This is a genomic window from Candidatus Kuenenia stuttgartiensis, assembly GCF_900232105.1.
GTDB lineage: Bacteria > Planctomycetota > Brocadiia > Brocadiales > Brocadiaceae > Kuenenia > Kuenenia stuttgartiensis_A.
In genome coordinates this window covers 2,512,909-2,532,811 of record NZ_LT934425.1, presented here as the reverse complement: position 1 = coordinate 2,532,811, position 19,903 = coordinate 2,512,909, and the positions used below count along the sequence as shown (strand labels likewise).

Annotated in this window: 24 protein-coding genes, 6 tRNA genes and 1 pseudogene; 5 read left to right on the top strand and 26 right to left on the bottom strand. The window is 38.6% G+C overall.

Features of this window, described 5'->3' with window-relative positions; translation table 11 throughout:
• Positions 1-88: 88 nt before the first annotated feature.
• Positions 89-463, top strand: a complete 375-nt coding sequence (gene sdhC, locus KSMBR1_RS11820; protein ID WP_099325513.1) for a succinate dehydrogenase, cytochrome b556 subunit — start codon at positions 89-91, stop codon at positions 461-463.
• Positions 464-562: 99 nt separating this feature from the next.
• Positions 563-2,287, top strand: coding sequence for an FAD-binding protein (locus KSMBR1_RS11815; RefSeq protein WP_099325512.1), 1,725 nt, complete (start codon positions 563-565; stop codon positions 2,285-2,287).
• Positions 2,288-2,870: 583 nt separating this feature from the next.
• On the opposite strand, the gene KSMBR1_RS11810 is transcribed toward KSMBR1_RS11815, so the two are convergent.
• From KSMBR1_RS11810 to KSMBR1_RS11720, 19 genes and pseudogenes are all read right to left on the bottom strand, one after another.
• Entirely contained in the window at positions 2,871-3,173 is a 303-nt protein-coding gene (locus tag KSMBR1_RS11810) for a GIY-YIG nuclease family protein (protein ID WP_157820556.1), read from the bottom strand.
• Positions 3,174-3,603: 430 nt separating this feature from the next.
• Entirely contained in the window at positions 3,604-3,936 is a 333-nt protein-coding gene (locus KSMBR1_RS11805) for a ComEA family DNA-binding protein (RefSeq protein WP_157820555.1), read from the bottom strand.
• A gap of 86 nt (positions 3,937-4,022) precedes the next feature.
• A complete protein-coding gene (locus KSMBR1_RS11800; RefSeq protein WP_099327043.1) occupies positions 4,023-4,637 on the bottom strand; it encodes an ATP-dependent Clp protease proteolytic subunit in 615 nt (204 codons plus the stop codon).
• 90 nt (positions 4,638-4,727) lie between these two features.
• Complete coding sequence (gene tig, locus KSMBR1_RS11795; RefSeq protein WP_099325509.1) at positions 4,728-6,035, bottom strand: trigger factor; 1,308 nt, start codon at positions 6,033-6,035, stop codon at positions 4,728-4,730.
• A 38-nt stretch (positions 6,036-6,073) separates the two neighbouring features.
• Positions 6,074-6,148, bottom strand: a tRNA-Gly gene (locus tag KSMBR1_RS11790).
• Between the two features lie 19 nt (positions 6,149-6,167).
• Positions 6,168-6,251, bottom strand: a tRNA-Leu gene (locus tag KSMBR1_RS11785).
• 291 nt (positions 6,252-6,542) lie between these two features.
• A tRNA-Lys gene (locus KSMBR1_RS11780) sits at positions 6,543-6,618 on the bottom strand.
• 30 nt (positions 6,619-6,648) lie between these two features.
• A tRNA-Arg gene (locus KSMBR1_RS11775) sits at positions 6,649-6,726 on the bottom strand.
• A 241-nt stretch (positions 6,727-6,967) separates the two neighbouring features.
• Positions 6,968-7,041 (bottom strand) — tRNA-His (locus KSMBR1_RS11770).
• Between the two features lie 34 nt (positions 7,042-7,075).
• Positions 7,076-7,152, bottom strand: a tRNA-Arg gene (locus KSMBR1_RS11765).
• 1,326 nt (positions 7,153-8,478) lie between these two features.
• Positions 8,479-8,814 (bottom strand): CCDC90 family protein, encoded by a 336-nt coding sequence (locus KSMBR1_RS11755; protein ID WP_099325507.1) that lies wholly within the window; start codon positions 8,812-8,814, stop codon positions 8,479-8,481.
• A gap of 712 nt (positions 8,815-9,526) precedes the next feature.
• Positions 9,527-9,574: a hypothetical protein gene (locus KSMBR1_RS23490; protein WP_420886567.1), complete on the bottom strand. Its 48-nt coding sequence runs from the start codon at positions 9,572-9,574 to the stop codon at positions 9,527-9,529.
• 287 nt (positions 9,575-9,861) lie between these two features.
• Positions 9,862-9,987, bottom strand: a complete 126-nt coding sequence (locus KSMBR1_RS23485; RefSeq protein WP_420886521.1) for a hypothetical protein — start codon at positions 9,985-9,987, stop codon at positions 9,862-9,864.
• 13 nt (positions 9,988-10,000) lie between these two features.
• On the bottom strand, positions 10,001-10,141 hold the full coding sequence (locus KSMBR1_RS22035) for a DUF5615 family PIN-like protein (RefSeq protein WP_197705185.1): 141 nt from the start codon (positions 10,139-10,141) through the stop codon (positions 10,001-10,003).
• 9 nt (positions 10,142-10,150) lie between these two features.
• Positions 10,151-10,334 (bottom strand): annotated as a pseudogene (locus KSMBR1_RS22030) (DUF433 domain-containing protein).
• A gap of 241 nt (positions 10,335-10,575) precedes the next feature.
• Entirely contained in the window at positions 10,576-10,794 is a 219-nt protein-coding gene (locus KSMBR1_RS21035) for a hypothetical protein (protein WP_157820554.1), read from the bottom strand.
• On the bottom strand, positions 10,764-10,979 hold the full coding sequence (locus KSMBR1_RS11730) for a group II intron maturase-specific domain-containing protein (protein ID WP_099325505.1): 216 nt from the start codon (positions 10,977-10,979) through the stop codon (positions 10,764-10,766). The genes KSMBR1_RS21035 and KSMBR1_RS11730 overlap by 31 nt, the downstream gene beginning before the upstream one ends.
• Before the next feature lie 10 nt (positions 10,980-10,989).
• Positions 10,990-11,256 (bottom strand): hypothetical protein, encoded by a 267-nt coding sequence (locus KSMBR1_RS23480; protein WP_420886566.1) that lies wholly within the window; start codon positions 11,254-11,256, stop codon positions 10,990-10,992.
• 28 nt (positions 11,257-11,284) lie between these two features.
• Entirely contained in the window at positions 11,285-11,659 is a 375-nt protein-coding gene (locus KSMBR1_RS11720) for an RNA-dependent RNA polymerase family protein (RefSeq protein WP_157820553.1), read from the bottom strand.
• 261 nt (positions 11,660-11,920) lie between these two features.
• Here KSMBR1_RS11720 and KSMBR1_RS11715 point away from each other — a divergent pair, with 261 nt between their 5' ends.
• Positions 11,921-12,142: a hypothetical protein gene (locus KSMBR1_RS11715; protein ID WP_230407996.1), complete on the top strand. Its 222-nt coding sequence runs from the start codon at positions 11,921-11,923 to the stop codon at positions 12,140-12,142.
• Positions 12,143-12,513: 371 nt separating this feature from the next.
• Here KSMBR1_RS11715 and KSMBR1_RS21030 read toward each other — a convergent pair whose 3' ends face one another.
• The 5 genes from KSMBR1_RS21030 to KSMBR1_RS11690 all read right to left on the bottom strand — a co-directional run bounded on the left by KSMBR1_RS21030 (position 12,514) and on the right by KSMBR1_RS11690 (position 15,577).
• Positions 12,514-12,684: a hypothetical protein gene (locus KSMBR1_RS21030; protein ID WP_157820551.1), complete on the bottom strand. Its 171-nt coding sequence runs from the start codon at positions 12,682-12,684 to the stop codon at positions 12,514-12,516.
• A gap of 53 nt (positions 12,685-12,737) precedes the next feature.
• Positions 12,738-12,941, bottom strand: a complete 204-nt coding sequence (locus KSMBR1_RS11705; protein WP_169703637.1) for a hypothetical protein — start codon at positions 12,939-12,941, stop codon at positions 12,738-12,740.
• Entirely contained in the window at positions 12,922-13,299 is a 378-nt protein-coding gene (locus KSMBR1_RS11700; protein WP_099325499.1) for a type II toxin-antitoxin system VapC family toxin, read from the bottom strand. Before KSMBR1_RS11700 ends, KSMBR1_RS11705 begins: the two co-directional genes overlap by 20 nt.
• 243 nt (positions 13,300-13,542) lie before the next feature.
• Positions 13,543-14,880, bottom strand: a complete 1,338-nt coding sequence (locus KSMBR1_RS11695; RefSeq protein WP_099325498.1) for an IS1380-like element ISCku8 family transposase — start codon at positions 14,878-14,880, stop codon at positions 13,543-13,545.
• A 514-nt stretch (positions 14,881-15,394) separates the two neighbouring features.
• Entirely contained in the window at positions 15,395-15,577 is a 183-nt protein-coding gene (locus KSMBR1_RS11690) for a hypothetical protein (protein ID WP_099325497.1), read from the bottom strand.
• A gap of 238 nt (positions 15,578-15,815) precedes the next feature.
• Here KSMBR1_RS11690 and KSMBR1_RS22460 point away from each other — a divergent pair, with 238 nt between their 5' ends.
• Both KSMBR1_RS22460 and KSMBR1_RS11680 read left to right on the top strand, forming a co-directional pair.
• Positions 15,816-15,971, top strand: coding sequence for a hypothetical protein (locus KSMBR1_RS22460; RefSeq protein WP_157820550.1), 156 nt, complete (start codon positions 15,816-15,818; stop codon positions 15,969-15,971).
• A 494-nt stretch (positions 15,972-16,465) separates the two neighbouring features.
• Positions 16,466-17,602 carry a glycosyltransferase family 4 protein gene (locus KSMBR1_RS11680; RefSeq protein ID WP_099325495.1) on the top strand — a complete coding sequence of 379 codons (1,137 nt, stop codon included), beginning with the start codon at positions 16,466-16,468 and terminating at the stop codon, positions 17,600-17,602.
• A gap of 81 nt (positions 17,603-17,683) precedes the next feature.
• On the opposite strand, the gene KSMBR1_RS11675 is transcribed toward KSMBR1_RS11680, so the two are convergent.
• A complete protein-coding gene (locus KSMBR1_RS11675) occupies positions 17,684-18,679 on the bottom strand; it encodes a glycosyltransferase family 2 protein (RefSeq protein WP_099325494.1) in 996 nt (331 codons plus the stop codon).
• Between the two features lie 20 nt (positions 18,680-18,699).
• A complete protein-coding gene (locus KSMBR1_RS11670) occupies positions 18,700-19,896 on the bottom strand; it encodes a CgeB family protein (RefSeq protein ID WP_099325493.1) in 1,197 nt (398 codons plus the stop codon).
• Between the last annotated feature and the right edge of the window lie 7 nt (positions 19,897-19,903).

Sequence of the window (19,903 nt, the reverse complement as noted above, 5' to 3'; positions counted from 1 at the left end):
TATGCCAGCTCAGGGTAATTAACAAATAATGCAATTACATGGAATTACCGTGACATGTAGCATTTGCACTGTTTTTTGAGTTTTGTTGATGATTACACAAAAATTAAAAGAAACCCTTTATGATCTTTGGAGAAATAAAAACATTGGCATGGCTGCCTTTTGGGCACATCGTATTTCAGGCATATTGCTGACACTGTTTTTATTTCTCCACATATGGACACTAAGCGCAGTCTTTCGCGGTAAAGATGCGTATGATTACACAATTAGTAAGTTCGACACAGATTTTGGCTATATTTTTCAATATATTTTACTTTTAACAATAGCATTTCACCTGCTTAATGGAATAAGGATTACCATTATGGATTTTTGCGGGTTTACCCGCAGCCAGAAACAAATGCTGAGACTTGCCATCTTCATTCTCTTTATAATAGCAGTTATTGGTTTTTATTCAGTAGTCCTGTAAATACATAACGAATGCATTAGATGTTTCTTTTCAAAAAACTACATTGTTGCGGGAAATTAAATACAGTATTGCCGCACCTTTTTGGGGCGGGGGGTTGCCATGAAACGATATGAAGTTATTGTTGTCGGCGGGGGATTAGCAGGCTTAAGGGCGGCCATTGAAATAAATCGCCACAACGTTAAGATCGCAATAATTTCCAAGGTACATCCACTGCGATCTCATTCTATCGCAGCACAAGGGGGAATAAACGCCCCTTTGGGAAACCATTTCCGCGGGATTTATGACACCTGGGAAAAACATGCATTTGACACCGTAAAGGGGAGTGATTATCTGGCGGACCAGGATGCAGTAATACGGATGACAAAAGATGCGGCAGATCGTATTTATGAGTTGGAGCATTGGGGATGTCCTTTCAGCAGGACAGCGGAGGGGCGGATCGCACAAAGGCCTTTTGGCGGAGCAGGATTCCCGAGGGCTTGCTATGCCTCAGACAAGACAGGACATGCATTGTTACATACCCTGTATCAACAAATCATTCAATTGAAACATGCATCAGAACGGGAAGAAATGGTGATGTATGATGAATGGCTGGTTACAGACCTGGTAATCGAAGAAGGCGTTTGTGTCGGTGTGATTGTGATGGATATCATTAGCGGGGAGATTGAGGCGTTACAGGCCGGAGCAGTAATTTTTGCAACGGGAGGGTCCGGTAGGATATATGGCAATACAACAAATGCTTTGATTAATACAGGGCTGGGCATGGCAATCCCGTATTGGGCTGGCGTGCCATTGAAAGACATGGAGTTCATTCAATTTCATCCCACAACTACTTTGGGGAAAAATATTTTAATCACAGAAGGGTGTCGTGGAGAAGGTGGATTTTTGCTGAATAATAAAGGCGAGCGATTTCTTGAAAAATATGATGATTCCCGAAAAGATATGGAAATCGCGCCCAGGGACATTATTGCAAGAAATATCGTAAGAGAAATTATGGCGGGGTATGGCTATGATGATAGTTATGTGTTTTTGGATTTAAGACATTTGGGAAGAGAGAAAATTTTACAGAGATTACCCGGCATAAGAGATATATGCATGGAATTTATCGGTATAGATCCTGTTGATTCCCTTATACCAATTAAACCGGGTCAGCATTATACTATGGGAGGGATTGACTGCAATATCGAATGTGAAACGAAAATAAAGGGATTGTACGCTGCGGGAGAAAGCGCCTGCATAAGTGTCCATGGAGCTAACAGATTGGGTGGAAATTCTCTGTTGGATACTATTGTGTTTGGCGCAATCGCAGGAGGGAATGCCGCTAAATACGTGCAAAATTCAGAGAGGCAAAAAAGTGAAAATCGCCTCAATGATGTCTTAAAGCTAACAAAACGAAACATCGACAAGATTGGTAAATCGACAGGCGCCGAAAAACCGGTAACAATTAAAAATGAACTAAATAAAATAATGGATGCTAAGGTGGGAATTTTTCGCAATGCCCCTGACTTGCGGGTAGCAGTATGTGAAATAAAAGCATTACAGGAAAGGTATCGACAAATTAAATTAGATTATACGGGATCGCGAGTAAATTTAGGGTTGGTTTGGGCATTGGAGCTAAAGGGGAATTTAGATGTAGCGGAAGCATGCCTAATGGGCGCATTGGCACGGGAAGAAAGCCGCGGAGCTCATTTTCGCACGGATTTTCCCGGAAGAGACGATACAAACTGGCTAAAACATACGTTGTCCTATTTTACAGAAGAGGGAGTCAGGCTTGATTATGCTCCGGTAAATATAGGACCATTTGTACCAAAAAAGAGGCAGTATTAAGACACGCATGCGATCCAAAAACACACATTGATATAATCAGCATAGAAAGCGCTTCTGTAAACTATTTGTAACTATTCAGCGTAAACATTACACGACTCCCGGCGGGTTCAGGTTGCAACCCAATGTCATTAAGTTAAGAATTATTGTAACACTTTGGTTTTTTAAAAAAACGTATTACCGATAAGCTCCGTAGGAGCGGCCGGTCTTCCTGTCAATCATATACAGGCCGCTCCTACGGAGCTATTTACCTGTTGAATTTTATTGTGCTACAAACAGACTGCCTCTAAAGGGGCTACATTGTTTTTTAGGCTCTTCAGGCAGGTTGCTTAACTTAATGACATTGGCTTGCAGCCTGAGCCTATGAGTTTATGTGTATAATGGGGCCATGTACTGCGGTAAAATTCCAATGCCCAAATCCCAACACAGGTACCACAATATGATATGGTTATAAAACCATTTTCATCGTTTCTGGGTATTGCAAATGCAACATGATGAGGTGACTTATTTTGTCATTACAAGGGCATCAGCTTGTCATTGCGAGGGTATCCGTTTTGTCATTGCGAGGGTCTTTTCCGAAGCAATCTCATAAACCTTTATAGAGATCCTTCCATCCTGCATTCATTCCATTAATTAATTCTATTTTTTTAGCCCTTGAGCCACCCTTAATTTGCTTCTCCCGGGATATGACGTTTCTTACGTCACGAAATATCTCGTAGTATACTGATTGCTTCAGAAAAGACCCTCGCAATGACAAGCGGAGACCCCCTGCAATGACAAAGCCGAGACCCTTGCAAATAACACCTGCAATGACAAGCTGAGGCCCTTTGGATGGCCCTATACATTTGAACCGGTACAGAAACGGAAATGCCGGATGTTTCCGACTCAAAAGTAAGACTACAAAAAATAGTTTAAGCACAGATACTACAACACGATATGGTTATAAAACCATTTTGATCGTTTCCGGGTGTTGCAAATGAAACATGATGACTGGTTGGAATCCGGAATTTATTTGTAATTTGTTCTGCTAATAGAAGGCGGGATTGAAAGTATAAAACGTTTGGTTCAGTTTACAAACCTGAACCAACGAATGAAGTTTCCATTGCCATTATGTACCCAATCATATACTTCACTATGTTCAGTACAAGATTTGAGAACGAGTTGTGCTTCGGTAGTTTAATAGATTACGCTGAATAGTTACGACTATTTGTTAATTACAACAACCTTACACTTTAAAACAAAGAAGGGACGCCTGTTTTGGACGCCCCTTCTTTTCTTACTATCTAAGATTCGTATTGTATTTATTCTTTAAAAGGCAATCACTTCTTCTCTTTTATCTCTTCTATCGTTGTTTCGCCTTCCAAAACTATGAAATCTTTAAATTTTTCAAACTTTTTATCTTTTAGTCCTTTTACTTTTATAATATCTCCGGTTGTTTTGAAAGGTCCTATTTTTGTTCTATGCGCAACTATTTCTTTTGCCAGTTTTTCACCAATGCCCGGCAACATTGCCAATTGTGCCTCAGTTGCCGTATTAATATTTACATGCCCTTGCAGCTTCGCCTTTGCAAAACTAACGTTACCCTGACCTACGATAAAGGCTACTGCAAACATTAACAAAACAACCATTACGCGTTTTTGCACTCTATGCATCAACATTCCTCCTTTAAAAAAACTTAAAAATAAAAGTCACGATCTATACTTGTGTTTTGTCAAAATATTTCTGCATTGCAAAATACTTATTCCTTCTCCTTCTTATCTCGTAGCGATTCAATTACTTCATCAATCAAACCATATTCTTTTGCATCATGTGATGACATGTAAAAGTCGCGGTCAACATCTGCCTCTATACGTTCCAAAGGCTGTCCTGTATGTTTTACAAGGATTTCGTTTAAACACTTTTTCATTTTCAGAATTTCTTCCGCCTGGATGCTAATGTCAGTCGCAGTACCCCGCATTCCTCCCCAAGGTTGGTGCAACATGATACGTGTATGGGGGAGACCAAATCTTTTGTTTTTTGTGCCACCTGCAAGGAGAATAGCAGCCATGCTGTATGCCTGCCCAATACAGAAAGTAGCAACATCGCATTGTACAAATTGCATCGTGTCGTAAATGGCTAAACCTGCAGTTATGGATCCTCCGGGCGAGTTAATGTAAATATTAATATCCTGATTTTTGTTTTCATTCTGAAGAAAGAGTATCTGTGCTATAACTAAATTTGTTAACGTATCTTCGATGGCTGATCCGATAAAAATTATACGATCTTTAAGTAACCGCGAGAAAATATCATAATGTCTTTCTCCATGCCCCGTTTTTTCCACAACATACGGAACAAAAAGCGCCCCTTGTTTCATTTGTGGAGAAACATCCGGAAACGCACCATTTTCTAAACGCGACAAATAATCTTTATACACAAAAACTCCTTTAGGTTAATAAATCAGAAATTATTTCGCTGCTTCCTGTTCAATTTTTGCTTCCTTTAACAAAAAAGCCAATGTCTTATCTTCCCGCATTTCGTTCCGTAAATAAGATAAGTTTCCCTGTGTTTCCAGTTGTTTTCGAACAACTTTTTTATCTGTGTTATAAGAATATGCAATTTCCACTATTCGTTGTTCAACTTCGTTTTCAGTTACAAATATTTTTTCTTTTTTCGCAATATACTCAATTATAAGCGATGCCTTTAATTCTTTCACTACGGATTCTTCTGAAACGCTTTTCATTGATTCAGTTTGTTTTTGAACCTCTTCAAACGGAACGCCTCTTTTTACCAAATCAAGCTGATGCTTATATACCCTTTCTTCTGCATGTTTGTTAATAAAGTCCTTCGGCAGATCAAATTGTGTTTGAGCCAAAAGTGTATCAAGAATCTGCGTCCTCAAATCGTTTTCTGCCCAGATATTCTTATTTATTTCCAGGCGCTTTCTGGCATTTAATTTTAAGTCTTCCAGTGATTTAAAATTTAAGGTTTTGGCAAGATCCTCATCTATTTCCGGAGGGCTTAAACGTTTTATCTCATTAACCACAAGTTTTATACTTGCTTCTTTTCCACGATATTCTTTTATATTGAACGTATCAGATAATACAACATTAATCGTACATGTGGCACCAGTTGTATTTCCTTTTAAATATTTTACCAACTCAGGGATTTCCGTATGAGCAATTTTGCTTCCGTCTACAACACTGACTTCTATGTCATTGTCTTCAAAAACAGTTATACCATTTACTTCAACTTTGCAGTCACAAATAATAAGATCCTTTTCTTCTATACCTCCACCACTCACAACAGTAAATTGCGCTTTTTGCAGCGCCAATTCTTTTAGGAGCTTATCAATTTCTTCTTCAGACACATCGATCGCCTTCTTCTTTAACTGTAAACCTTTATATTGGCCTACTTCAAATACAGGCAAAACTTCAAGCGTAACGTCAAAGGTGAGCGGTTTCCCGATTTCAAGATTCAAATTTCCGAACTCAGGGTCAAATTTAGGTTCGCCTACAGGTTCGATTTTGTTTTCTTCTAATGCCTTTTCATACGATTCGCTTATGAGGGATTGCTTCACATCTTCTTTGATTTGGGTTTCGAATCGTTTCTCAACCAGTTTTCTGGGTACGTGTCCTTTTCGAAAACCTGGAAGCTGTACAGTACTACAGGCTTCCAACGTCTTTTTCTCTAATTCGCTTTCTATTGCTTCTTTGGGAATTTCAAACTTTAAAAGTTTCTTACAAGGCCCTGCATTTTCAATTGTTATATTCATGATTCATCATTCCGTATTCTAAACACTTGCTAAAAAATTGGAGCGGGTGATGGGGCTCGAACCCACGACATTCACGTTGGCAACGTGATGCTCTACCACTGAGCTACACCCGCTTTTTATATTCGCATATTTATGCGAGGGGGGGAATCGAACCCCCACACCGTTAAGGTACAAGATCCTAAGTCTTGCGCGTCTGCCAGTTCCGCCACCCTCGCAGACCTCTGTTTAAAATCAAGAAATAAAATTTCTCAATTAAAATTACAATTGCGGCATAAAAATATATCAACCGAATAAACAGCAATTACGTTTAAATACTTCTTGCAATTTTGCTAAGCCAGTATCGCGTTTTACTAAAACAGAGACCTATTGTCTTCCATCATAAACAACGACTGAGCAGTTTTAATCTTACATTTGCAAGGTATTGAGTTTTCAATGCCCTCATCGTAATGGCACTGTTTTAATTTCAATTAAACGATATGCCCGACGTACTAAAAACGACAATCTTATTGGTGCGCCCTGGAGGGATCGAACCTCCGACCCACTGATTAAGAGTCAGTTGCTCTACCATCTGAGCTAAGGGCGCAAAAGGTTATTTATTGAAAAAATTTAAGAATGGCGCGCCCGGCAGGACTTGAACCTGGCAACCTTTGGATTCGAAGTCCACCACTCTATCCAATTGAGCTACGAGCGCAAAAAAAACGCAATGTCGGCGCAGTCGTTCATACATCAAAAATTGGACAATAAAATAAAGTCCAAGCAATTTATTATAGAAGATAGGACAAATGTCAACCTGATTTCACCCCGCAAAAATTCTATCACGAAATAAATATGGCGTCCAAAACCGCTAATAGACACTTAATGTATTTAAATACGCTGTTCTTTTATTATTAAAGAATAACGAAAGATGTATCAATCAGGAATTGAAAAAAATGGGTGAGCGACGGGATTCGAACCCGCGACCCTTAGAGCCACAGTCTAATGCTCTAACCAACTGAGCTACGCTCACCACAAATGTATATAAGGCTTAGCTGAAATGAATATGGCGCGCCAGGAAGGATTCGAACCCTCGGCCGCCGGATTAGAAATCCGATGCTCTATCCATCTGAGCTACTGGCGCAAAAACCGCAAACACAACAAAGTCAAAAATTTGCGACATACCCGAAAAATTTACTACGCTGTAAACTACAGAAAAAAAGAATAAAAACACTGTATTTTTTATCGAAATGCCGTAAAACAAGCCTGTTGGTATTTCGGTAAAATAGGTACATTTGCTTTTTTGCAAAATTTGAAGATTTTATATAATTAATTACCTTGAAGCAAGAAAAAAACAAAAGAGAGGGAATGGGAACTACCTCTTACACCTGTCATTTTTATTTTTGGGACAGACTGCATGGCGTGGCGTAACGGCGGTCTGCCTGCAATCTTTTTTCCCGAATAAATTTCTCCGATCCGGAAGGCAGACCTTTTCAATTTTTCCCTATAACGGAACTTCACCCCAAATAATTAAACCCTGCAACTGGAATTAAACTGCAACCTTCACGAACGCGAAACCGAAACAAATTCTAATGACAATTGGAGATCGCCAGATGCTTTGCATGGTATTAACGTCCATTCTCTGCTATAGCGCAACTCTGCAGGGGTCGCTAACTACGGGAAAGCCGTATGGTTTAAAAGGGGATGTTGTTTGGTAACAAATATACCTGGCGACGATTGGGGGCTGGAGGTTTTAACGCTAGCCTACCAACTGGTCATATGCTTGTTTCTAAAGTATATTATTTAACTCCATTCTTAAGCCCTTTAGCACAGGCGATTCAAGAGATTCGTTTTTCCCGTTGTCTTATACAACCGTAATGGTTTTCTTCCAGCATATAGATTTCTATCTCTTAGGTCTCCGGTATCACGATCCAGTATTCCTTTACACCAAATCTCGCATAAAGATTTTTCTTTGCACAATATCTCTATATGCGCTATTTTCAGAAACTATCTTAATTACCATGTCAGGTGATCCCTGATATTCTTTTCACCAATGATACTCAACCTGTCTCTTGAAACAAATAGGATATCCGACTGAACAACATTTTCTTCATCAAGATAAACATCATAGGGAGCATCAAAGACCTCCCAGATTATTATCTGCTACAAATTTCTCAATAACAAATTCAATCTTCCTCGAAATCCTTTGATGCCTCGTGCTCGGAAATGTGTTATAATTAATTCTCCATCAATCAGTTCGTACCTTTTATCATCAGAAATTTTCAAATAATCTTCATAGGTGTACTTTTATTTTCCAGAACCGGTGTCATGGCGAACCTCCTTATTTTCACTTTATAAACTTCAAATACTAATAATTGTCGCTCCCTGACCTATCAGGAATATAAATAACCACTTGATAATTTCGGCCTTTGCATTAGCAAGATCATTTCTTACCTTATTAATATCTTTCTCAGCTCTCACGAAGTTTAGTCATATCGTTTTTCGTTTCTATTTGGAATTTGGTAATATCATCCTTCAGTTCACTTCGCAAATTGGCAATATCATCCTTCAGTTCACTTCGCAAATTGGCAATATCATTTTTTGTTATTAAACTTAAACTTATTATATCGTCTTTCAGCTCTTCACGGAGTTTAGCAATATCATCCTTTGTTGCCAAAAAACTTTCCTGCTTTCTTTGGTATTCCTCCAAAGATTTTTCTAATGCCTTTGTCAAAGTGCGCGCCTCATCTTCTTTGAATTGTGATTTTAAGTCTTCGTAAATCTCAAGGGTGTTTATAATGGGCATAAAAACCTCCGTATCTTAAAGTAACATGCAATGTGCATCGGTAAGAGTTCTGACTATGGCAGATTTTTAGGCGCTTGGCGCTATGTTAAGAACTGTTGGCATTATTAGTTATTTTCTCAAAAAAATTCAGGCAGGATGCTATTTGGATAACCATAGGGCAATAATAGTTCCCATGAGTGTAATCCAGAAACCAAAAAGCCATTGAGCATATCTATCTTTGCCGCCCCGATTTGTCCATTAAATCAAGCCTGGAATTTTAGATTTTACCCTCAAGCTCGCTCTTTACCCATTCAATCTTTGTATCGAGTTTGTCAAGCTACCTTCGATGTCTATCTTAGCAATTGAAGGTCAGTTTTCGTAGCAATATCGCCCTTAAATGATTAATAAATGATTCAATGAACTCTATGGGCCTCTTCTTCGCCGATTTTGGGTTCAGGGTTTTTATAAGGTCGAAGACTTATACATAACACAAAAGTAACAAAATCATTATGTGAAATCAACGGCAAAAGGGGAAGATTGGTTGCGTTTCCTTTCTTCATAGTGTGTGCCACATAACCAAAGAGGCACATGCAAAAACCAAGGGACAAATCTCTAAATCCCATCTTTCACAGGTGCATTTAAATACTTTCTCCGTGTCGTCTCTGCGTTATCTGTGTCCTATAGCTTGGCAGTAATCTTGAACGGTTTCTAAATTTACACGAACAACAAATAATTATTGTGATACAGCGTGAATGCCTTCTTTTTTGAATTCTATCATCATTGCATTTTCATAAACTTTTTCCAGAAAACCGTAACCAAGTTATTATAAACTTTAAAGAAGATTTCGATAATCTTCTCGGTCAGATCTTTAAATTAATATGCCGATAATCCGTGTCCATCAGTGTTCATCTGTGTCCAAACCATTTCTAAAATCCGATCTCCACAGAAATAATTGGTTTCATTGTTATCGCCAATCCTCTTCAGTCTTTATGGGTAATTTACGGATACGATGTCGTGTCTCTTCTACAACAACAACTGACCCCTCTTTTAAGCGAATCACAAGATTCATCAATACATGTTCAAGACGTTCATGACATGTGGTGTGCGAGTATTTCGAAGTCGGAAAAGAATAACACTAACTAATATTCCTTCAGAAAGGGCAATAATTTCTCCGAAATCTAAATCAAAAGTCAAAATAATACGCCCCTCAGAGGCCAGCTTTTTTAAAAATTTCCCTATCCGAAAGTTTGTGTAAACCTTCTTCCCGAAGATGCACTGCATCGTGTCCGTTTTCCCTTAGCCATTCAACAACCTTCATGGCAATACCCATATCTGCAATAAATCTCATTTTAACCACTTATACCGTATGGACTTCCTCCTGCTGCAACCACGCTGCATACTCTAATGCCTGCTGTATATCTTCACGTTCCAGGTCTGGATAGTCAACCAGTACCTCCTCAATAGGTAGCCCCATGTGCAATTTGCCCAACAATTACAGAAACCGGGAATCTCATACCTCTAATACACGCTCTTCCACCCATAATCTGAGAATCAAATGTATATTCTATCAAACATATTTTCTCTCCATTTAATTATTTAGCCACGAATAAACGGTAGAGGTAGAAACAGACGACGAGAATTTAGGCAGAAGTTTGTTTTCTCTGTTTGCTGGCTGGTTTTCCGCCAGTGCCACCATATCTCCGCCATATACTTATCATCTGCCCCCCTCGTCAAACCGTGCATGCGATTTTCCCGCACACGGCTTTCCGGACAGTCTTCTTCTTAAGCTTTCACAGGTTGTCTGACAGGAACATATTTTGTCGGGTCTATTAGTCCATATCTATTGACTAATTCCTTAAACGCTCCCCGATTATAGAGCTTGCTCCTGCGCTGACTTTTCCTCTTATAATATCTCGTCAATCTCCTGAAAAGATAATATCGTAGGTCTCTTTTCACCTTGTTTGGATACGTTACTCCTTTATTGTGAAATAATTTATCCATCCTCTTGTTATTGCATTCAATTCATTAGCTACTTTTTCCGCCGCTTTATGCCCATTGCCCTTGAGGTAGTTTCCTATCTTTTCCCTAACCTTCTTTTGTGATTTCTTGCTTGGTTCTATGTTCCAGTATTTCTTGTGTTTCCTATTGAGATAGTCTAATGCTTCACGAGGTATTCGCTTTGCCATCAGTACCCAATCATCCGCATAACGTATGATTTGTTATCCCATACTTATAGAAAACCCCATTCTCTCTATTGACTGCTTTATCGAGCATGTGCAGATATATGTTTGCTAATAATGGTGATATTACGCTTCCCTGCGGTGTTCCTATCTTATTTTTCCTCCAGCCACCTGGTTTGCCTTCCTCTACCACCGGTGCTTTTAACCACATTTTTATCAAGTGCAGTACGTTCTTGTCGCTTATCCTCATCCCTATTAACAGTAACAATTCCTTGTGCGGTATTGTGTCAAAATAAGAACTAAGGTCTGCGTCAAATACCTCTGTTTTCCCTTCTCGCAGTCTTTCTTTTGATTTTCCTCACAGCATCGCCCGCTGAACGTCCCGGTCGGAATCCGTAGGAGCTATCTTCAAAGTCTGCTTCGAATATCGGCTCTATTACAAGCTTTACACTCATCTGCACTACCCTGTCTTTTATCACAGGGATTCCCAATGGTCGTGTCTTACCGTTGGTTTTAGGTATGTACACTCTCAGTACCGGCTGTGGTTCGTAGGTTTTGTTTTCAAGTTCCTCTATTATCTCTCCAAGAAACTTCTCCACCCCGTATGACTCCACATCTTCAAATGTAATCCCGTCTGCCCCGGCGCTTCCTCCATTGGATTTGCAGCGCTTGTACGCCTCTCTCAAAAAAATGCAACATTCTCACCTTGTCATACAATACATAAATTTTATACACAATCTATCAGATAAATCTTTGACTAAGTGTCTTGTTATTGCTGTAAAACTTCATTGCCTGTCAGCGAAAGTTCAGATACCTGTGGGCAAGCCTGTTTCTTTATTATGAACGGGAGCATTCCCGATTTTTGTAAAAATGTCATTAGCGGGGAGAGGGAAAGGAATAGTAACACAAGCTTCCTGTTTGAGGGTAAAATGCCACAAGCAGGATGCTTGTGTTACAATGTACAATTAGTTAACCAAAAATCGGGAATGCGCCTGTTGTTCAAACTATGTCCCCCGCTGGCGGGGGTGCAGGGGGTGGACTGGATTTCTCCATCGATTCAACTACCCCTTTATTATGAAAACAAATTTGACCCTCTTTCCCACGCTCCGCAGACTGGTCAAATGGACAATTTTATCCTGCTTCGTGACATGCATTCCCGCAGAACGTAGGAATGAGAAGAAAAATTTATGGCTATTCATGTTATAAACCTCCCAGATTTCCTCCGCAGACAATTCCACCCCCTTAATCCCCCGCCAGCGGGGGACAGGCTTGCCACATCCCCCTTGCTGCGTTGTTTTGCCCCAATCACACAAACGGTTACAAAAAATCGGAAATGCTCCTATTATAAACCCGGATACGAAAGTGGAAAAATTTTTCTCTGATTCCCAAATTTGTTTAAAAAGAATTTGAAAAATATTTCACATGGCATATACATATTAGCTAAGGTCTTTTTGCAAAGCCCATTTGTTCAAAATCTTTATCAAGTGAATGTCTTTTTTGTTTTCTAAGGCAACTCACGCGCTGGTATCAATAAAGATTTTCATTTCTTTATTCCGTACAAACAGAAATAGTGTCTTTCAGAAGCATCGTTCCATTTGCCTTCAGCAGCGCCTTTACCAAGTTCTTCCCATACTGACCACGCTTCATTACTGTCTTTTTCCATAATACATTCCAGTGTTTCGAAGATTTTTTTAAATTCTTCCTCTGGCATAGCATCCTCTCTCTCCTTTTAAAAACGTTGCGTTACGAATCTCCTCATAAATTTTATGGTAAATCTTTGTTTGATTCGATTTCAGAAACTATATCATCCACCGTCATTCCTTTAAATATTTTATCTTTCATTTCAGTATAGTTTCCTTTTCCAGCGCTAAACTGGTTTATAAACCGTATCGTTTTGCTAACGCCAAGTTCTTTAAAAAGAACTTCAAACGCTTCTTTATTTATTTCATTATTTGTTATCGTAATCATTTTCATACTCCTCTATAAATTCTATAGGAGAAACAATTTTTGTATCTAGCTTTTTGATCTTGCTTGCACTTTTGCGAAACCTATCGTCGCATGTGCAAAGATAATCTATTTTTTCTACATCAGCAATCGCAAGGTGTAGCGCATCGATTGCCTTTATATTTCGCATTTCAAATTCTTTGGCTCTCTTAACAATTTTATCAGACAAAGTAATTCTTTCTGAATGTAACGATATTACTTTTAATCCAGAAGATATTCGTTCCGGATCAGGTGTTTTCTTTAACTCAAATTCTACCACTGATGAGGTAATCAGGTCAATCCTTCCATCCTCAATCAGTTCTATAATACCTAAATCCTGCAAACGATTTTCGCAATGCGAAAATCAGTATTTTCCACTACCAAGATTGGCAAAAAGCGATAACAGATATCCGTTTTTTAGCAATTGTGGTAGCGCTATTGTACTACTTTAAACAAAAAGACATGGGAAATTGTCGGAAACGTGCTCTCTGATGCAATGAAAATCAAGATAGGGATGTACTGTCTCCATCTGCGGTATACTTACCACTCTCAAAAGACTAAAAAAACGAAATACAACGTCGGTTTTCTACTGAAAAACTACATCCAGTGACATGCGTTCCCACTTTTCCCATTCCTCCTGATGGAGAAATTTCTCCGGCAATTTTAATGTCATCTGCCGGCTTCTCTCCACCAGTTTCCCTGCCACACGGATTAACCACAGTCTCATCGTCTTTACTTCCCACTTTTGTATCACTCCACCACTGAGCAATCCCATCCACTTCAAAAGATTATACGCTAACACCGCACACTGAAATAGCGCAGCATTGGCCAAAAATTCACCCGTACGTATGTGCCCCGCATTCATCTGTCCTTTACTCTCTTCTATCAAAGTCTCGCAGGTAGCCCTCTTTCCATAACAACGATGCGCTTCCATCGGACTTAACCGCTCCGTTGTAACGTAACAAAAATACTCATACACGGACACTTCTACTAATTTCTTTTCTCTTTTGACCAATTGCCGCACTGCCACAAAACGTCTCGCACGATCCCACCCTGCACATCGATACCAAAATTCAGCCTGTTCCCATCCTGGCTCCCCTTTCACCTCATTCCATTTCTGCCCTTCAAGCAATCCTTCCAGATTCTTCAGCTTTACCTTAATCAGATATCCCGCCAATATTGACTCAAGGTATTCAAGTAATTCTCCGGTAAAAAAACCGCTGTCTCCCCGAAATACCACCCTTACCCCCTTATTCATGTACGCCATACATTCCTTCATGAACTCTACTACTCCGTTACTCGTGTAGGCGCTTCCACAGCGGAACCAACTATGTAATACCTCCTTTGTTTCTGCAATAAATGCCATTAAGGGATGATACGCCTTCTGCCCCTTCTTGTGCGGATTATATCCTACCTCTGCACCCTCCTGTTTCCCATATACACCATCTACGGTAGAATCAACATCTATCCATACTTCGCAAAGAGCACTCCTGAGTTTATGGCCTGATCTCACCGCACGCTTCCATATCTTTCCCCTAAACCGGTGGATCACCCCCGTCAGTTCCACTATATCTCCCTGACTCGCCAGCTTCATAATACGTCCTATCGTAGTATCTACAGGTACCTCTTTCCACCCGGACATCTTCTTCAATACCTCATCTGTACACACCTTCATCACCTCTACCATCGATGTCGCCCCTGCTATCAACCCTATCACTACCATTTGTACCGCATCGATAAACTGATACCGGGCATTTGCTCCACGATCCTTATGGACCGCTTCATGGACTCTCTCCCGGAACATCAGCTTACCCATAAAATTCAATACCGGTAAAAGCCCTGCATGTACCGTTAAGCCTTTCCCGCTCATCTCTGCCTTGATTTTCGGTTGTCTTTTGCTGTATTTTTTTGCTATATTCTTCATCGAAATGGTGAATCTCCTTTCAGGTGTTTTTTGTTATCAATATACCGCCGAATACCTTGGAAATCCTACCATTTCAATCCTATTCCTGCAACAAGGCTTTGCCTTGTTTGCAGGATTTAGGTAATACTTAAAATCGCTTCTGTCTCAATTCTAATACGAATTTGAGATTTATCATCAAATGGTCTTTGAATGCTACAACTATCAAAATAAATTCTCATTTTATTTAATTAGAAAACATTTGAGTTCTTCAGTATCTTCTTGATACGTAGAAACATGGAATGACGGGCAAAACCGGCACTGAAAAGGGTACAACATTATTATGAACCCGATTGCGAAACTGTGAATATTTTTTGTGATTTCCATATTTGTTTAAAAGTAGTTTGGAAAATATTCCCCACGTCATATATACGTTAGCAAAGGGCTTTTTGCAAAGCCCATTTGTTCAAAATCTTTATCAAGTGAATGTCTTTTCTGTTTTCTAAGGCAACCCACGCGCTGGTATCAATAAAGATTTTCATTTCTTTATTCCGTATAAATAGAAATCGTGTCTTTCTGAAGCATCATTCCATTTGCCTTCAGCAGCGTCTTTACCAAGTTCTTCCCATACTGACCACGCTTCATTACTGTCTTTTTCTATAAGACGTTCCAGGATTCCAAAGACTTTTTTAAGCTCATCCTCTGGCATAGCATCAATCATATCTTTAACAATCTTCCTTATTAAATGTAAAGCAAAACACTGATGTAGTGGCTACAGGTTAAGATTTGTGTTCCCTGTTTCTCTCCGTTTCCTCTGAGAGTGTCACACACCATCTCAACCATACCCTATTTCCAGCATCTTCTCATCAAACCTTACGTGAGGTTTTTCCCTCATACGGCTTTCCTGCTCCCTTCTCAGCAAGGCATTATACACCTATCGATATGAGGGAATAATAGGGATGGCAACCATTTATTTTTTCTTTGGCGGTCTTCCCTTTGATAATGCCATTAATCTCTTTTTTTATAAAAGACTTGCCACCGCAAGGTCTGCCGGTTTTTGTATTCTGACGTATGCCGTTTATTACTGCATTATCATCGCTTTCCATCTGATATGACAGTACCGAGGGTCAGATCTTGAATCTTGACACTCCAATGTTCATAGCTGACATATTTACTTTACACAAGCCATGCATGTCTAAGTGCCTCAGCAACATTGGAAAACAGGGACAACGATATTTACTAAAACTGACAAGCCAGCAACCTTTATCTTTTAATTTATCACATTCTTTAAAGTATTTAAATCTTTCCTGATTTCTTCTTCAAGCTCCTCCGACGGATAATTATAGGTTATACTCCTTATAATAAGAGACGCAAAGAAAAATTAAAATACTACCTTTGCGCCTGGTGAACCATTACCTACCTTGCTGCCTCTGCGATCGTTCAACTGAGTGTTCGTCTGCGCTCACACCGAAGACTCGCGACTAAGTCTCCGCTTTCTCTGCGGTAAACAGAACTGTCACACAATATTTTATTCGTTGTTTCAGATACGGGAATGTTATATAATCCGCGTTTATCAGTATTTATCCGTGTCCTAATGGATTAATATTACATGAAAATAGCCATTAATACGACATCTGCCGTTGCCGGCGGAGGTGTCACCTATATAAAAAATCTCTTAACGTATTTGTCAAAAATAAACACTCACCATCAATTTCTTATACTCACAACACTCAAAGGAAAAGATGTATTTTATTTTCAACACCCCGATTTTACATTTTTATCTTTTAGAATGGCCTCAAGAAATCCTCTATTACGCATTTTGTGGGAACAATTAATCTTGCCTTTTATCCTGAAAAAAGAAGGCGTTGATGTTCTTTTTTCTCCTGGGAATATATGCCCTCTTTTTTCAACGATACCAAATGTTGTCATGATACAAAATCTTGCCCCATTCGACGATGCAATTATTGATGCCGAACGTAAAATTCAAAAGTACAGACTAAAACTCCTAAAATTATTAACTATAGCATCCATCAAGAGAGCAAAAAAGGTAATATTTATATCAAAAAAGGCGATTCACGATATGAAGAATCTTGGGCTTTCTTTAAAGCATGCCAATCTCATATATCATGGAAAGAATGAAGAATTATTTCATGAAAACGTTGATTTAGATAAAAAACAACAAATAGGCAACAAATATAATCTTAGTAAATTTATACTTTATGTTTCAAATATCCATCGTTATAAGAACTTTTTTGAGCTTATAAAGGCATTCTCACTAATCTGTAACAAAATAGATAATGAGATAAAACTTGTATTAGTGGGGAGATGTTTTGATGATGGTTATTATGATGAAATGATGCGATTTATACGAGAAAGGAAATTTGAAGAAAGGGTCTTATTTCTGGGAGAGGTGTCGTACGAGGAGCTTCCTTTTCTTTATGCTTCGTGTTTACTTTTTGTTTACCCTTCTACCTGTGAGAATTGCCCAAATATTTTAATAGAGGCAATGGCTTGTGGCGCTCCAATACTATCTTCTAATATAGAACCCATGCCGGAGATGTGCGGAAACGCTGCTGTATACTTCGACCCTATGAATCCTATTACCATGGCAGATACAATATGCAGAACAATAACAGATAAGAATTTAATTTTAACATTGAAAAAAATTTCATTAAAAAGGGCAGAAAATTTTTCATGGGAAAATGCAGTAAAAAATACATTAAGAGTTTTTGAAAGTGCGGTTTAACAATATTTGTGATAACTGCACGGTTAAAGAGACACAACACTATCTGACAACTTACAAATTTGTTGCTTTTATATCTTTCATTTACTTCAATGCTTCTTCGCTTCTCTTTGCTAATTTTAGAATAAAATTGCTATTCCCAAATTGCTTCCAAATAATTTTCCTGGCTACAGGATTGCGAATTAGTTCACGGACTACAGATACCCCCCTTTTTAACATATTTGTTCCTGGTTTGGAGTACCAGACTTTTCTTAATGCATCCATTCCTCGCATTTTTCGAAAGTATCCATTTGAGTCCATTTCATTTTCAATCCAAAACAAAAATTCCTGCCAGTTTTTTTCATTCATCTGCGATGGATCAAAACGTCTATATTTGCGTTGAAAATTACATATAAATGCAGCAACAGCTTTCACCTGTTGAATTCTGCCAAAATCAAAATCAGATATATTCTTTTCATGTTTTCTTAAACAAAGTATTACATCGTCACAACAAGCAAATTGACCATGTCCTACCATTCTAAACCACAAATCAATATCTTCTGCATGACGAAATCTTTCTCTATATCCTTCTAATTTCATAACTACTCCACGGCGAAAACATGCAGTTGGATGTGGAAAAAACTGGTTATGTGCCTCTAAATTGTGTATTAGTTTATTATGATGAGAAGGATATTTATTAACCTTTAAAAAAACTCCTTTTGTATTAATTTGCTGACACCATCCACCAAGAAGAATTAAAGAAGGATTTTTCTCAATTGCCTTTATCTGAACTGCAAACCGATGGGGCAAAGCAATATCGTCTCCATCCATTCTGAATATCCATTCACTTTTCGATTCAAATAAGCCTCTGTTAAGAGCTACAACTATACCACTATTAAGTTGATTTATTACTTTTATCCTAATATCTTTTTTTGCATACTCATTTAATATTTCTGGTGTCTGATCAGTTGAACCGTCATTTATAATTATAAATTCAAACTCTTGAAACGTTTGGTGAAGAATACTCTCTATTGCCTCTCGTACATACTGCTCACAGTTGTATACCGGCATTACTACACTTATTAAAGGAACTTTAGGCATTAATAAATCCCTGTATTTTTCTATTTAATAATTCCAACGACTCGTAATACCTTATCAAATCTTTTCTCCCATGTATGGTTCTTTATAGCCTTTTCCTTCCCAGCTTTAGCAATGGTTTCCCTTTCATCAGGATGTGTAAGATAATATTCAACTTTATTAACGCATTCTTCGGGATTACGATAAGTTACTATTTCCTTCCCTATATCATAAAGCTCATATAAATCAGGATTATCATGAGTTAAATAAAAACTCCCTGACATCGGCCCGTCAAAATCCCGCATCTTCAACGAATAGAAATCTGTACAATGACCAATAGTGCCTACACCTAATACTACGCGGGACTTAGAAAAAATTTCCGGTAATATTTTTACATCTATCCTCCCATTTGGCCAGCCATTCCCATAAGATGTAACTCTGATACCTTTTTTCTCGATAGCCTTAACAATTTTACGTCTAATCCCATAATTTGCTCCCACAAAACAGACATCGTACTCCTTTGTAACAGTACCTGGCTTATATAACTCTGGATCACTTGCCTCCGGTAAGTAAATAGCTGGACAACCCTCTGTTTGATACCATAAGCAACATTCCTTTGCTGTTGTACAGACAAGATCTACTGCCCCAATAAGACCGGATGTTCCCATCCATTTGCCATCAACTTTTCTCAATCGAAATGCATGCCTATCATCCATAGAAATATTGACAACTGGGATTCCCATATTTCTCACAGCTTGCAATATACTGGAATCCATTGTCCCGCCCCACATCTGGCCGATAACAACGTGCAAAGGATATGAATTAATGTTGTCATGGACAATTGCCATTAGTCGTTTTCCGTTAATTTGGGCAACATCTACTCCCTTTTTATCAAAAAGCATTTGTCCATATAGACCAGATTTTTGATCAAAAGCAATAACCTCTCCGAACTTTCGTAAACCCTGTATAATCCCTCCAAAATCTTGCCCCTCATCTGTTCCTACATAGATAATTCTTAAATTCCCTTTTGGTAATGGCCTTATCTTGATATTTCTTTCACTAAAAGAATCAGCCAACTGATTTGGAATATTATTTTCCTGATATATGATTTTTCTTTCGGCAGAAAGAACCTCATAATATTTTTTTATAGTTGCGTAATTTCTTTTTGTTTGTTTTGCCTTCCAATATGCATTTATAGTATATAAGAATTGAATTTTTTTTATTTTACTCTTAAGGTTCATCAATTAT